The organism is Allopontixanthobacter sediminis (genome assembly GCF_009828115.1).
Taxonomy (GTDB): domain Bacteria; phylum Pseudomonadota; class Alphaproteobacteria; order Sphingomonadales; family Sphingomonadaceae; genus Allopontixanthobacter; species Allopontixanthobacter sediminis.
Genome location: NZ_WTYL01000002.1, coordinates 31484 through 46315, shown reverse-complemented (window position 1 = coordinate 46315; position 14832 = coordinate 31484). Strand labels below are relative to the sequence as shown.

Annotated in this window: 10 protein-coding genes and 1 pseudogene; 9 read left to right on the top strand and 2 right to left on the bottom strand. The window is 62.3% G+C overall.

What is annotated here, in order from left to right; genetic code table 11:
- Positions 1-28: 28 nt before the first annotated feature.
- The 3 genes from GRI65_RS06015 (at position 29) to GRI65_RS06005 (ending at position 3941) form a co-directional block, all read left to right on the top strand.
- Positions 29-2512 carry a glycoside hydrolase family 3 protein gene (locus tag GRI65_RS06015; RefSeq protein ID WP_160755664.1) on the top strand — a complete coding sequence of 828 codons (2484 nt, stop codon included), beginning with the start codon at positions 29-31 and terminating at the stop codon, positions 2510-2512.
- A 123-nt stretch (positions 2513-2635) separates the two neighbouring features.
- On the top strand, positions 2636-3523 hold the full coding sequence (locus tag GRI65_RS06010) for a glycoside hydrolase family 16 protein (RefSeq protein WP_232843981.1): 888 nt from the start codon (positions 2636-2638) through the stop codon (positions 3521-3523).
- A gap of 73 nt (positions 3524-3596) precedes the next feature.
- Positions 3597-3941 (top strand): hypothetical protein, encoded by a 345-nt coding sequence (locus tag GRI65_RS06005; protein WP_160755662.1) that lies wholly within the window; start codon positions 3597-3599, stop codon positions 3939-3941.
- 132 nt (positions 3942-4073) lie between these two features.
- On the opposite strand, the gene GRI65_RS06000 is transcribed toward GRI65_RS06005, so the two are convergent.
- The gene (locus tag GRI65_RS06000) at positions 4074-4358 is read right to left on the bottom strand and encodes a hypothetical protein (protein ID WP_160755661.1); all 285 of its coding nucleotides are present in this window, start codon (positions 4356-4358) and stop codon (positions 4074-4076) included.
- A 14-nt stretch (positions 4359-4372) separates the two neighbouring features.
- A complete protein-coding gene (locus tag GRI65_RS05995) occupies positions 4373-4597 on the bottom strand; it encodes a toxin-antitoxin system YwqK family antitoxin (RefSeq protein ID WP_160755660.1) in 225 nt (74 codons plus the stop codon).
- 234 nt (positions 4598-4831) lie between these two features.
- Here GRI65_RS05995 and GRI65_RS05990 point away from each other — a divergent pair, with 234 nt between their 5' ends.
- From GRI65_RS05990 to GRI65_RS05965, 6 genes and pseudogenes are all read left to right on the top strand, one after another.
- A complete protein-coding gene (locus GRI65_RS05990) occupies positions 4832-6160 on the top strand; it encodes a TrkH family potassium uptake protein (RefSeq protein ID WP_160755659.1) in 1329 nt (442 codons plus the stop codon).
- The gene (locus GRI65_RS05985) at positions 6150-6812 is read left to right on the top strand and encodes a potassium channel family protein (RefSeq protein ID WP_202391204.1); all 663 of its coding nucleotides are present in this window, start codon (positions 6150-6152) and stop codon (positions 6810-6812) included. The genes GRI65_RS05990 and GRI65_RS05985 overlap by 11 nt, the downstream gene beginning before the upstream one ends.
- Positions 6813-7082: 270 nt before the next feature.
- Positions 7083-7913, top strand: a pseudogene (locus GRI65_RS05980) (glycosyltransferase family 87 protein); the annotation flags it as partial.
- A 397-nt stretch (positions 7914-8310) separates the two neighbouring features.
- Positions 8311-10392 (top strand): TonB-dependent siderophore receptor, encoded by a 2082-nt coding sequence (locus GRI65_RS05975; protein ID WP_202391203.1) that lies wholly within the window; start codon positions 8311-8313, stop codon positions 10390-10392.
- A gap of 5 nt (positions 10393-10397) precedes the next feature.
- A complete protein-coding gene (locus tag GRI65_RS05970) occupies positions 10398-11648 on the top strand; it encodes a PepSY-associated TM helix domain-containing protein (RefSeq protein WP_332872608.1) in 1251 nt (416 codons plus the stop codon).
- Between the two features lie 224 nt (positions 11649-11872).
- Positions 11873-14752: a M16 family metallopeptidase gene (locus GRI65_RS05965; RefSeq protein ID WP_160755658.1), complete on the top strand. Its 2880-nt coding sequence runs from the start codon at positions 11873-11875 to the stop codon at positions 14750-14752.
- Positions 14753-14832 lie beyond the last annotated feature (80 nt).

Genomic DNA, 14832 nt, shown 5'->3' with positions numbered 1-14832 from the left:
ATAACGCAAAACGGTAGAGGATCATCGGATGCAGAGCCTGAAACTGGCGATAATTACGGCTGCGTGCTCGACGTTACTAAGCGCATGCAGTCATGGCCCGGCGCTGGATGCACAGGCCGTCCCCGCCATCTGGCCCGCCGCCGCAAGCCCAGCCGCCATTACCGATGCCGCGACCGAACAGCGGATCGATGCCCTGTTGGCGCGCATGACCCTAGAACAGAAAGTCGGTCAAACCATTCAGGCCGACATCAGCACGATCACTCCGGACGATTTGCGGTTGTATCCGCTGGGTTCGCTGCTGGCAGGGGGCAACAGCGGCGCTTATGGCAACGAACGCGCACCCGCTGCCGACTGGGACCGGATGGTTCGCGAATTTCGTAGCGTATCGATCGCTCCGGACGGCCCGGGCGCCGGCATCCCGATCATCTTCGGGGTCGATGCGGTGCACGGGCACAACAACATTCCGGGCGCCACGATCTTTCCGCATAATATCGGGCTGGGGGCCGCAAGGGATGCGGCGATGATCCGCAAGATCGGTGCCGTTACCGCGGCCGAAATATCCGGCAGCGGTATCGAATGGACTTTCGCCCCGACGCTGGCCGTACCGCAGGACCCTCGGTGGGGACGCACATACGAAGGCTATTCCTCCGATCCCTCATTGGTCGCGGCTTATTCTAAGGCAATGGTCGAGGGCCTGCAGGGGCCGCTCGTCCCGGGGCAGCCGCTGCAGCCGGGCAAGGTGGCGGCCACCGCCAAGCATTTCCTGGCCGATGGCGGCACCATGGACGGCAAGGACCAGGGCGACGCGGTCATCTCCGAAGCCGAACTGGTTCGCGTCCATGCGGCTGGTTATCCCCCCGCGATCAACGCGGGTGCGCTGACCGTGATGGCGAGCTTTTCCAGCTGGAACGGCGTCAAGCACCACGGCAACCGGTCGCTGCTGACCGATGTCCTGAAGGAGCGGATGGGCTTCGAAGGTTTCGTGGTCGGCGACTGGAACGGGCACGGCCAGGTTGAAAATTGCAGCGTGACCAGTTGCGCAGCTTCTCTGAACGCCGGGCTCGACATGTATATGGCGCCCGACAGCTGGAAGGACCTGTTTGCGAACACTGTTCAGCAGGCGCGAGACGGCACGATCCCGATGGCCCGGATCGACGACGCAGTGCGCCGCATCTTGCGGGTCAAGGCGAAGCTGGGACTGCTGGACGATCCAATGCGCGAAGGCAGCAGCAATTATGCCGCAATCGGCGCACCGGATCATCTGGCGCTGGCGCGCGAAGCGGTCGCAAAATCGCTCGTGCTGCTAAAGAACAACGGTTCGGTCCTGCCGATCCGCGCCGGCGCCAAGGTGCTAGTCGCAGGGCCCGGGGCCAATGACCTCGCCATGCAGTCAGGCGGCTGGACGATCAGCTGGCAAGGCACCGATGTCATGCCGTCCGATTTCCCTAACGGCCAGACGGTTTGGCAGGCGCTATCCGATGCCGTCCGCGAGTCCGGCGGGACGGCACAACTGGCGGTAGATGGCCGCTATGCAAGCAAGCCCGATGTCGCGGTCGTCGTTTTCGGGGAGCGTCCCTATGCCGAATTCCAAGGCGATGTTCCGACGCTGGATTACCAACCGATCGGCGCTTCCGACCTCGGACTGTTGACACAGCTGAAGGACCAGGGGATTCCGGTCGTCTCCGTCTTCCTGTCCGGCCGACCGATGTTCACCAATCCTGAAATCAACGCGTCCGATGCGTTCGTGGCGGCGTGGCTGCCCGGAACGCAAGGCGGCGGGATTGCCGATGTACTGGTAGCGCAGCGTACGGGCAAACCAGTGCGCGATTTCACCGGAACGCTCCCCTTCGCCTGGCCTTCGGACGCCGCGTCGCCGGTGACGCAGCCGCAGTTCGCGCTAGGTTACGGCCTGTCCTACGTCGCTAAGCGTGAAATCGGCCAATTGTCCGAAGATCCGGGCATTGACCTAGCAACCGCGATGAACCTCGAGAATTTCTTCAGCGGCGGTGTCGCGCGGTCCCCTTGGACGCTGTCGGTGGGCGATGCGGGCGGCAAACGCCCGGTGCCCGCAGGGGCGATCACGAGCCCCGACGGCGCTGTGTCTGTACGGTCGGTCGATGTCGCGGCGCAGGAAGACGGCAAGGCGTTCGTCTGGACAGGTGCCGGATATTTCACCATCGAGGGCCCGCCTGCCGATTTGCGCAGCCAGTATGAGAGCGGCGGCGCGCTTGTGATCGACTGGCGGATCGACAGTAAGAGTGGCGGCGGCGATGCCATGCTGATCCTTGGCGGCGGCAGGGTCGCCCTTGGCTCGCAAGTCGCGGCCGCGCCGTTGGGTCAGGTATCCCGCCTGTCGATCCCGCTGCGCTGCTTCTCGGCGAACGGCTCCGATCTCGGCACTGTGGATACGGCGTTCCGCATCGAGGCGGCGGCGGGTCTGGCGCTAACATTGCGAGCTGTCCGGATCGACACTTCAGTTCCTCCGGCATCATGCCCCGCTTGGGCCAAATAAACGAAACCAGAAAAAGTCCGGGTCAACCGGCGCACGGGAGAGTTTGAGATGGCACTAGCAGCTTTTGGGATGGCACCGACGTCCCGCCGCCACCTGACACATTCGCATCGGAAAGGAATGGATATGTCCAAACTGAGCTTGGCTTTCTCCGTCGCCGCATTGGTCCTTGCCGCACCTGTGATCGCACAGTCTTCGTCCTCTACCGAAGTGGAGAGAGCCGCCCATGCGAAGGAAATGCTGTTCCGCGACGAGTTCGACACCGGTGTACTCGACCGGACGAAATGGAATGTCGTCGGCCCCGATTTCTGGGTCAACAACGAACAGCAGGCTTACATCGATTCCGGCGATACCATCACCTTCCGTCCCGCGGGCGTTGTCCCCGGTGCCGATGGCGGCGTGCTGGTCCTGAAGCCGCAGTGGCGGGAAGGGTTCGCGACACCCGACGGCCGCAAAGTCGACTTTGTTTCCGGCCGGATCACTACCCAGGGCAAATTCGACTTCACCCATGGCCGCGCCGCTGCCCGCATCAAACTGCCTGCAGACACCGGAGTCTGGCCGGCGTTCTGGCTGCTCGGCAACGGCCGCTGGCCGGACACGGGCGAGATCGACATCATGGAATATGTCGGAGAGCCGGACTGGACCGGCGTTGCGCTGCACGGTCCGGGATATTCCGGCGAGACGCCGCTGGTGGACAAATTCTTTTTCCCGCCCGGCACAGATGTCACCCAGTGGCATGAATATGCAGTCGAATGGACGCCGCAGGAAATCCTGTTCAAGATCGACGGCCAGCTGACCTACCGGGCGACCCGGGCGATGGTGGAGCATTACGGCGAGTGGAGTTTCGACACCCCAAAACACGTCATCCTCAATTTCGCGCTCGGCGGGGCCTATCCCTTCAAGACCAACGGGATCGAGGAGCCCTATTCGGGCCTCCCGGCAATAACGGTCGAGAGGATTAAGCGCGGTGAGGTCGAAATGCTGGTCGATTGGGTCCGCGTAACCGGCAAATAGCGCCCTTGGTGTGGCGTTGCCCGGGTCATCCCCCTAGGGCAGCCACTGGTTCAGGCAATTCAGGCGCACACATATGGCCCGCAAGCATTCGAAACACGGCCGCTACGAGGACCTGCAGGATAGCGGGGCTGATGAGGCCGAGGCTGCTCCAGTGCCGTGCTGGCTGTGCGGCAGGCCCACCGGCAAGACCATAGTGTGGCATCATCCGGTTCCGAAAAGTCGCGGCGGACGCGAGGTCGTTCCCATGCATCCGATATGTCAGAATACCCTGATCGCCAATTTCACTAATTCGGAACTCCAGCGGCACGCAATGGACGTGGACGCCTTGCTGGCGAATCCGAATGTGCGCAAATTCGTCGATTGGGTGGCGAAGAAGGATCCCGATTTCACGGCCACCACCGCGAAGAAGCAACGCTGATTCCGTTGCGCCTACCGTAGGATTAGTGACGGACCGGGCGCGCTATCGTCCTGAGGGACCGGGCTCCTCCGTTTTGGCGGCTCGAGCAGTTTGTACATACACCGAGTGATACACCCAACAGGTCTTGCCGGCTTAGGTGACACTATTTCCGGAAAATTCGCGGCAGTCGGCTTGATCAGCCACTTCCCATAGTCTGTCCGAATGCCCGTCCCGTTTCCGTACGTAAGCTGCGACCACTACCAGTTCCTCCTGGACATTGCGCGGACCGGTATCGCAGAGAATATCAAGGACCCGGTCCTTGACGCGCGAACTTTCGGCGGCGGCCACACGGACGTTCGTATCATCCGTATCCGGAGCGCCAGCGGGCACATTCTCAAACGTGCAAGACGCCAGGATCGCGATCAGACCTACAGGCATGATGCGCCGTAAATTCATTTCGGTTTCACCCGTGTCGTCTTGTAGGGGAGCCCGCTGGCATCGTAGGTCGTCCATTCGCCGACCTGCTCCCCGCGTGCAAATTCACCGGATCGCTTCAGGGCGCCATCCTTGCGGTACCATTCCCAATAGCCGTGCAGCGAACCGCCGAGCATCTGGCCATTTGCGCACACCGTGCCATCACGGTGGTATTCGGTCTTGGATGTCGTTTCCTCGGTCATGCCGGATTCTCGATTGGCTGGAAGATCGCCGCCATCCTGCTTTAAAATCCTGAAACGGGCAACGGTGTGCGTCGCGCGCAAGAGGCAACTCACCCCGCCATTTCTCAAGCCTGGTTCGAATGGCAGCTGCCGGCGAATTGATCGGCGAACCGGGACATTAGGGCCAACGTTTAGCCGCACGGCGCACCATGCCGCGCTTTACTCACTGAGGTATCCCGCGCAGAGGCGCCTTACATGAAGGGCCTGAGCAATCCGATTCGCCTGATACCGGTGCTGTTCATCTGCGCGATCGTGATCGGCACTCTGCTGCTGAGTCTGCCCTTCGCAACTTCGGACGGGGTGCGGGCACCGCTCTTAACAGCGTTGTTTACCTCCACATCGGCGGTTGCCGTGACCGGGCTGATCGTGGTCGATACCCCGACTTACTGGTCGTTCTTCGGACAGCTCATGATCCTGATCATGTTCCAGATCGGCGGTTTCGGTATCATGACTGCGGCCACCTTGTTCGGGCTGATGGCGGGCAGGGGCTTCGGCCTGCGGCAACGTATGGCTACACAAGTCGAACGCAGCCGGCTGGAAACGGGCGATGCGGCCGCGGTGCTCAAACTGGTCCTGAAAATTACCATCGCGGTGGAGGCCGGAGTTGCTGCGATACTCGCCGTTCGGATGATGACGTTTTATGGCATGCCGCCGGGCGAGGCGATCTGGCACGGGGTGTTTCACTCCGTCAGCGCGTTCAACAACGCGGGCTTTTCCACCCATTCGGACAGCGTCATGGGATACCAGACCGACCCGGTGATCCTGGTGCCGATCATGTTGGCGGTGATCCTCAGCGCGCTTGGTTTCCCGGTGATGCAGGATATTCGCGCCAACCGCCTGCGCTGGCGGCGATGGTCGCTCCACAGCAAAGTGACAGTTGGCGGGACCGGCGCTCTGTTGCTCGTAGGTTTTTTCGCAATGCTGGCGATGGAATGGCAGAACCCCGAGACACTTGGACCGTTGGGGTTTGGCGCAAAGCTGCTCAACGCCGCATTCCATTCGGTGATGCCCCGCACCGCAGGCTTTAACAGTCTCGATGTCGGTGCGTTTCACGACCAGACCCTGATGGTGAACTACATCCTGATGTTCATCGGCGGCGGCAGCGCGGGCACCGCCGGGGGTATCAAGGTGACCACCTTCTTCGTCCTGTTCGCCATTGTCCTGTCCGAAATTCTCGGCCGGCGGGATGCAGGACTGTTCCAGCGCCGGTTCGGCCGCGCGGTCGAGCGTCAGGCACTGACGGTGACCGTGCTTGCAGCGAGCCTGATCTTCGCCGCGACGATATATATCGCGTCGATTACCACGCTACCGCTTGAAGATGTCCTGTTCGAAACGATCTCCGCTTTCTCGACCGTGGGCCTTTCGACCGGGATTACGGCCGATTTGCCTCCTAGCGGGCAGGTTGTGATTGCCGCGCTGATGTTTGTCGGGCGCGTAGGAACAATTACCGTCGCCACTGCGCTTGCCTTGGGCGGGCAGGAGCGGCCTTATCGCTATCCCGAGGAGAACCTGATTGTCGGCTAACAAACGCAGACCCGTTATTGTCATCGGCCTGGGACGTTTCGGGGGCGCCGTTGCGCACACGCTCGAACGGATGGGCCATGAAGTTCTGGGGGCCGACACCGACGCGCAGATCGTGCAGGAATTTGCGCCCAGCCTGACCAAGGTGGTTGAAGCCGACTGCACGGAAACCGCAACCCTCGAACGGCTTGGTGTCGCCGATTTTGAGGCCGCAGTGGTGGCCATCGGGACCGATATCGAGGCGAGCGTGTTGACGGTGCTGGCCCTGTCCGACCTCGGCCTGACCAACATCTGGGCCAAGGCGACCAACGAGAAACACGCCCGCATTCTCGAGCGGACCGGCGCGCACCACGTGGTCTTTCCCGAACAGCGGATGGGCGAGCGGGTGGCGCATATCCTCAACGAGCGCCTGCTAGATTTCATTTCTTTCGGGGACGAATTCGCTATCGCCCGGCTGGCCGCACCGGAAATCATTGTCGGGCTGCCACTCGTAACCAGCGAATGCCGGAAGAAATTCAACGTCACGGTGGTCGGAGTGAAGCGGGAAGGGGAAGATTTCATTCACGCGGTGCCCGACACCATCATCTTTCCCAACGACGAGTTGGTCGTGTCCGGCCGTATCAATGACATCGAGGCGTTCTCGGCAATCCAGTAACGGCGCATTGTTGTGGCGACGCTTGTACCGGGAAGGCGGACCAGAGCGGAATTGACGCTTTTTTGACGGTCGGCACGATTGACCAATAGCGCCAGCCGGGCGCGTCACTGTCCTCGACGAACATCGGTGCAGTCGCTGCCGGCGTTCTTTCGATGGGACATCGATTTTGCCGGGTTATGACCCGAGCCAACCAGCTTTCCGCCGGGCCATTCGCGACCCAAGGCCCGGCGGGAATCCGTTCGGGCACGGCGCAGTAACGCATGGCTCGCAGCGGTCCGGGCATGGTTCTCAAAGCTTGGGCTCAAAGCGCCGGGTATCGTACTGTTCCTCGCATTCCCTCCAGTTGTTGTGACCCTGACCCACGGACAGACCTCGTTCCTGGTCGGGGCGCTGCTCGGCGGGGGATTGCTGATGGTGCGCGAAAAGCCGTGGCTGGTCGGCGTGCTGATCGGACTCGCCACGATCAAACCGCAGTTCGGGCTTCTGGTAGCAGTCGCGCTGCTTGCTGGCGGGCAATGGCGCGTGATTGCCGCCGCCGGGGCGTCGGCGATGGGACTGGCTGGACTGGCAGCGCTCGCATTCGGGCCCGAGGTCTGGAGCGAATGGCTCGCAGTCATGGCAGTTGCCGGCAGCGCAACCGGTGACGGCACGATTGGCTTCGCGAAAATGGTCAGCCAGTTCGCCGGGCTTCGGCTGCTTGGCGTGCCGGGCGCCCTGGCGTTTGCCATGCAGGTACTGCTGGCCGCGGCGATCGGGGCGGTGATTGCCCGGGCCGCTTGGCGGCGACCGTTCTCGCCCGGCCTTGCTGCGCTGGTGCTGGCCGGTGCGCCGTTGGCGACCCCATTTGTCCTCGATTACGACCTGGTCCTACTTATCTTTCCGCTGGCTTACCTCTTCGCCCGAGGGCGCGAACGTGGGTTTCTCGATTGGGAAAGGGTTGGTCTTGCGGCTGTTTTTTGTTCGGCGGCTTTCGCCCGCCCGCTAGCGCTCACGACCGGTGTGCCGCTCGTCCCCCTGTTGCTGCTTGGTATGTTCCTGCTTGTATGGCGCCGCTTACGCACCGAGGCTCCGGCCATGCCGTCTGGCGATGGGCCAGGCTAAGACCATTGAGAGACCTAGATCAGGGACATGTTTCCCCGATTGCAAAATAACTACTCAGCCAACGTAAAGCGTGGACTGCTGATCAGGCAGGCGCCCTACTTCTTCAAGTGCAATTCGGTGCAGTTTGTCGCGGCTCGCACCAATTACGAGCGCAAGATAACTTGTCGGCCGGCGTAATTCCGCACTTCGGTTACTCGAATATCGTGAGCGCCCTTACGCTTATCCGGAAAACCTGCGATTGATTCGCAATTGCAAAAGACCTATCCGGCTTTTGCAAACGATTCGCAATGAGGGGTATTTAGTGTCCGGTTCTGCTTTTTCTCACCTGAAATTCATCTGTCTTACGAGCAGCCTCTTGTCGGCGCCGCTGTGGGGGCAAGATGTTGCTCAGGATCCGGTGGGTTCGTCCGCCGGAATGGAGCCTCGCGGGGCGGACTCCGAGACCGCGCAGGACCGGACGATCATCGTTTCGGGACGCGCGCAGAAGCTATACCGGGCCGAAGAGACCACTACCGGTAAGCTCGCTACCGCACCGCTTGAATCCAGCCAGGTCATCACCACGATCACGCAGCAGCTGATCGAGGATCAGGGCGCGCGCGATGCGCAGGACCTTTACCGCAACATCTCGGGCGTCAGCTTCTTCAGCTACGCGGGTGTTACCGCGCGCGGGTTTCGACAGGAGGAGATCTTCTACGACGGGCTACGCGGGGATCCGTATGCCGGTTTCTCGGTCCCGCAATTGTTCAATGTCGAGCGAGTCGAGTTCCTCAAGGGTCCGGCGGGCATGTTGTATGGCCCCGGCGCGCCCGGCGGGCTGTTCAACTACATTACCAAAAAACCCACCCAGCGCGGGTTCGAGGGGCAGGCGAAGCTGATCGCCGGAACCGAGGACCGCTTCGGCGGATCGGTGGAGGTCAACGCGCCGCTGGGCGGCGATGTCGCGGTGCGCGGCGGTGTGTTCTACGAGGATCGCGGGACCTTTCGCTTCAACGCCGCCTCGCGCACGCTGATCCTCGATGGCGGAGTGGCGTGGGAACCGGGACCAGTGAAGCTGATCCTCCAGGCGACCCGATATGACCAGGAGCTCGACGCCAACCGACTGCGCGGGGTGCCGGTGGACGACAATGGGGAGTTCCTCACCGATCGCCGCTGGAACCACAACGAACCGGGCGATTTCCTCAACCTGCGGTCTGACGTTCTGCAGGCGCGCGTGGAAGCAGAGCCGCTGGCCGGCGTTACCATCGATGCGACCCTGCGCTACAATGATGCGGTCGAGACCCAGAATTATCACGAACCGCGAGGGCTGTTCGATTCCGACGGCGACGGTACGATCGACGCCAGCATCCGGGAGTTCCGCGACCAGATGCGCCAGCAGGAAACCTGGTCCTTCGGCACCAATGCGGTCTGGTCGGAGCAACTGGGCGACGCGCTGTCCAACCGGGTGCTGGTGGGTCTCGATTATTACGAAGCCGAGAGCGCCTTCATGGGCCGTTCGCTGCGGGGGAGGACCACCAACACCCCCGGCTTGCCGAACCCGCTCAGCCTGTTCGACCCGCAATATGGCTTGTCGGACCCGGCGACCTACAACCAAGGACCTTTCAACGAGACGCTGACCCTGAGCGAGCGGTTCGGTGTCTATCTGTTGGACGAGCTGACTATCGGCCGATTGATCCTGACGGGCGGGGTGCGGCTCGACAGCTTTACCGACGATGCCGACGGCACGGTGACGGAGGACGACGAGGTCACCTATCGCCTCGGCAGCGTCTACCGGGTCACCGATGATATTTCATTTTTCGGACAGTACGCCACCAGCTTCGAGCCGCAGGGTGCTGCTTCGCAAAACCCGCTCGCGGGAGGACCCTTTGCGCCAACCGCTGGCGATATTATCGAAGTCGGGATCAAAACCGCGCTGATGGGCGGACGGGTGCAATCCTCGCTGTCGGCCTACCAGATCCGCCGCACGAACATTCTCCAGACCGATCCGCGCGGCGACACCGGCAATGACGGCGTCGACGATTTGGTCGCGCTGGGCGAGATCACCAGCAAGGGCTTCGAATTCGACATCGCCGCCGATATAACGCCCGATTGGGTGCTGACGCTGGCGTATGGCTATAACGACACGCGCATTACCGGCGACAATGGTGGTGGCGGTTTTTCGAACGCGATCGGCGACCGGTTCGCCAACGCGCCCGAACATCAGCTCGGGTTCTGGACGCGTTACCAGTTCCCGGCTCAAGGGCTGGCGGTAGCGCTGGGCGGCGATTACGTTTCTGACCGGATCAGCATCAGCGACCAGCCGGTGAACGACTACATCGTGTTCGACGCCTCCCTGATCTACGAGACCGGTCCGGTGCGCGCGTTGCTGCGCGTCGACAACCTGTTCGATGCGACCTACGCCGCATCGGGCTTCATCGACCGGACGGGGCATTTCCCCGGCGCGCCGCGCTCGGTATTCCTTGAGGTGGGTTACCGCTTCTGATGGGGGTGGAGGGCACCCCGATCGAGGTCGCGCTGCCGAGCAGCCGCCATGCGCCCAGCCGGGCGCGCGGCTGGTGGACGGTGCACCAGTGGGTCGGCCTGAAGCTCAGCCTGTTCCTGACCTTCATCCTGTTCACCGGTACGCTCGCTGTGGTCAGCCAAGAGATCGACTGGCTCCTCCAGCCCAGCCTGCGCGTAGCTCCGACGAGCGTCGAGGGTCCGGTGCACTGGGAAGCTATCGCCGGAAGCGCAGCGGAGCACGAGGTGGGAGGAAAGGTGCTCGCAATCGAAGCGCCGATCGCTTCCGCCTTCGCCGCGCGGGTGCGGGTCGAGCGTCCCGACGGCAGCCTGGCCTTTCTTCATGCGCATCCGACAACTGGCGAAATCCAGGGGGTCGGCCCCTGGGTCGGCGCGGCGCGGATACTCAGGAATATGCACCGGCATCTTAACCTGCCCGTCTGGCTGGGCGTGCCGATCGTGTCGTCACTCGCCTTCCTGCTGCTGGTGAGTTTGGTAAGTTCCTTCGTGGTCTACAAGAAATGGTGGCGCGGCTTCGCCAAGCCGCTGCGAAAGCGCGATGCTCGGATGTGGTGGGGGGATTTCCACCGGCTGGCGGGAGTCTGGTCGATGTGGTTCGTCGCGCTGATCATTATGACCAGCGTCTGGTATTTCGCCGAGAGCCTGGGGCTCGACGCTCCGCCCGCACCGCGTGTCGAAGCCGCCGCGCCAGCCGGCGACGCAGATCCGATTTCGCCCGAAGTAGGTGACCTGTCCGCCGCGCTAGCCGCCGCGCAAGAGGCCTATCCCGGACTGCGCATCAACCAAGTGCTGTTCCCGGGCGAGGGCAGCCCCTATCTCGTGCTGCATGGTGATTACGAGGCACTTTTGGTCCGTCCGCGTGCCAATTCGGTTTGGATCGATCCGGGATCATCACAGGTGCTGCTGACCACCGACGGCCGCGATATGACGGTCCATCAGCGCATCGGGGAGATGGCCGATCCGCTGCATTTCGGCAATTTCGGCGGATATTGGACCAAGATCCCCTGGTTCCTGTTCGGTCTCTTGCTGACCGGCCTCGCGCTATCGGGCGCGGCGATCTACTCGCTTCGTATTGCGCGTGAACGCCATTCGCAAGTACGGCTGTCGCGAAGCTTCAGCGGCATGTGGCATGGTATGGGGCGTTGGCGGTGGCTCTCGGTGGCGCTTATTGCGACCGGTTTGACCCTGCTCGTACTTCTCGTCACGGGCTCGCCATAGGTCCGTTAGCGAAACTGGAGTCATGCGACTAACAGCCGCCCAAAGCAGCTAGATCAGGCTGCAAAGCAGGCTCTTACCGTCGCTCGGCGATCCGATCTGCAAAAGACCCGATAACGGTTTGCCATTCTGTTTTCCCTGACATAGGAATCTGATCACAGCGGGATCGGGTCTGATCAATAACTGGCCGGGTTTTCAATACGATTCAACAACACAGGGGACTTTCCGTGGGTCGCAACACCGTCAAATCCTTTCGCGTAACTTCACTCTTTGCGCTGGCCGCATGTCTGGCGCTTTCCGCCCAGCCCTGCCTGGCGCAGGAGACCGCGCCTCAGACCAGCACGGCGGCAAGCGAGACTACCGGGGTGCCAGCATGGGGCATTGTCAGCCCGGATTTCGCGCCTGACAGGGACATCGTGTTCGGAGTGCTGCCCAACGGTATGCGCTATGCGATCCAGCGCAACACCAATCCTGCGGGCGAGGCAGCCGTGCGCTTTACCGTGGAAGTCGGTAGCCGCGAGGAAACCGATGCCGAAAACGGCGCAGCGCACTTCGTCGAGCATATGGCATTCAATGGTTCGACCAACATCGCGGAGGGTGAATTGCTGCCGCTTCTCGAGCGGCTTGGCCTGGCGTTCGGTGCAGACACCAACGCCGAAACCGCGCTCGACTATACGACGTACAAGCTGGCATTGCCCAACACCGACGAGAACACGGTCGACACCGCACTCGAGGTGATCCGCGAGGTCGCGGGCGAACTTACCCTTGATCCCGAAGCCGTCGAGCGCGAACGTGGCATTATCCTGAACGAAGCCCAGGTTCGCAACGATCCTTCGCGGCGGCGCATCGCCGATTATCTCCAGGTTGCCCTGCCCGGATCGCGCGTGGGCAACCGGGTGCGCGCCGATGTCGAGCGTATCAGGAACATATCGGCCGCCGATTTGCGCGGATTTTATGAGGGATACTATCGGCCCGAGCGGGCTACCCTTGCGGTGGTCGGCGATTTCGATGTGGCGGAAATGAAGCGCAAGATCGAAGCCGAGTTTTCCGACTGGGAGGGAGAGGGCAGCGCGCGCGATCCGTACACCGGTCCGGTTTCTACCGGCGATTCCGCAGTGGTCGCGAACTTTGTGGATCCGGCCATACCGGAGATCATCGAACTGCAACGCATTTCGCCCTGGAAGCCCTCGACGAACACCCTGGTCGAAGCTCAGGGCGAAGTCCTGCGCGCTATTGCCGGCATCGCCCTTTCGAACCGCATCGCCGCCCTGTCGCGCGCACCAGACTCGCCGACCTTGGGTGCCCAGGCGATTGAGCAGCCTCTGTTCCGGACCGCCGAAGCTTTCGGTCTGCTGATTGTGGCGAAGGATGGCCAGTGGCGCGATACGCTGGCCTTGGCCGAACGGGAATTACGCCGCGCGACAGAATACGGGTTCACCGCCGCTGAAATTGCCGAGGCCAAGGCAAATATCGAGACCGCGCTTCGCAACGCCGTGGCGCAGTCATCGGGCCGACCCAGTGCCGCACTGGCCGAGGCGCTGGTCCGCGCCAGCCTTGACGACACCGTCCTGACATCGCCGACAGACGATCTCGCTTTCTACCAGGCGATCGAGCCCGGCATCACGGCTGAAACGGTCAGCAGCGCCTTCCAGACCGCTTGGAACGAAGGTCCGAGCATCGTCCACGTGTCCACCAAGCAGCCAATCGAAGGCGGCGAAGAAGCGATCGCCTCAGCGCTGGAGGAAAGCACCGCGGTCGCCGTGACAGCGCCTCAGGAAGCTGCTGCCGTCGACTTCGCTTACGAGGAGTGGGGCGCACCTGGGGAAGTAGTCTTCGATCAGACTGTCGAGGATCTGGGTATCCGCACCGTACGGTTTGCGAACGGTTTGCAGCTTAACCTCAAGACGACGGACTTTGAACCCGGCAAGATCGCCTTCTCGCTGCGCGCCGGCACAGGTATCAGCGGCTTTCCTGCCGACCGTCCCGGCCTCAAAGAAATGCTGCCGATCGCGATGAGCGTCGACGGTTTGGAAGCCCACGATCCGGACGAATTACGCCGTGCCCTCGCCGGGAAGGCTGTCGTCGCAGGTCTCGCTGCTTCGAGCGGCGCGCTGGTCGCGTCGGGAACTACCACGCCGGATGATCTCGAACTCCAGCTCGACCTGCTGGCCGCGCGTTTGACCGCGACCGCATGGCGGCCCGAAACCCAGTCGCAATGGGCAGGTGTCGCGCCGCTCCTGGCCAAGAATATCCGGTCGGCCCCGATCCAAGTGTTCGTCAACGCGTTCAATTCCGTGCTCGCTGGCAACGACGCCCGATTGGGTGTCGTCGATGCCGAGCGCCTGACGGAGGTTTCGCTCGCGGACTTGCGCGCTGCCGTTGCGCCGCAGCTTGCCGAAGGGCCATTAGCCTTGGGTCTGGTCGGCGATATCGACGCGGATGCGGCAATCTCCGCCGTGGCGGCCACGCTTGGTACGCTGCCTGCGCGCGCTATCCGGCGTGAAGCCGGGGAGGTCACCCCGCCCATAGGGTTCGTCGCCGATCGGTCGACGAAAGTGCTGACCCATACCGGACAAGCTGATCAGGGAGCTCTGTCCGTCAGCTGGCCAACCGACGATTCGGCGGATCTGCGTGATGACATCATTCGCGATGTGCTCGCAGCGACGATAGGCCTGCGCCTGACCGAGAAATTGCGCGAGGAACTGGGCTCGACCTATTCGCCCGAAGCGTTCAGCTATTCCCAGCGCACGTTCGACGGCTTCGGCCACCTGACCGCCTTTGCAACCGTACCGCCGGAGGCCATGGATGCGACCGCCTCGGCTATCCGCGCAATCGCGGATCAGATGGCCGCCAATCCGGTGAGTGCAGACCTTCTTGAGCGCGCCCGCAGCCCAATCAAGGAAGGTTATCAGCGCGCCGAGACCCAGAATTCCGCGTGGCTCGACCTGGTCGCCATGGCGCAGAGCGACGTCGAAGTGCTTGATCGCCGCCGGCAGCGCATGGAGATCCTCGAGGCCATAACTCCTTCGGACATCCAATCCGCCGCACAAAAATATATCGGCGGTCAAAACCCACTGGAAATTCGTATCATGCCGGAAACAGAATGACCGTGGCAGCCTGATCGGCAAACGCCCCGTTCTCCACTTTTGCATAATCCGCTTCGCAAGCCGAGGTCTCCCTCGGTTTG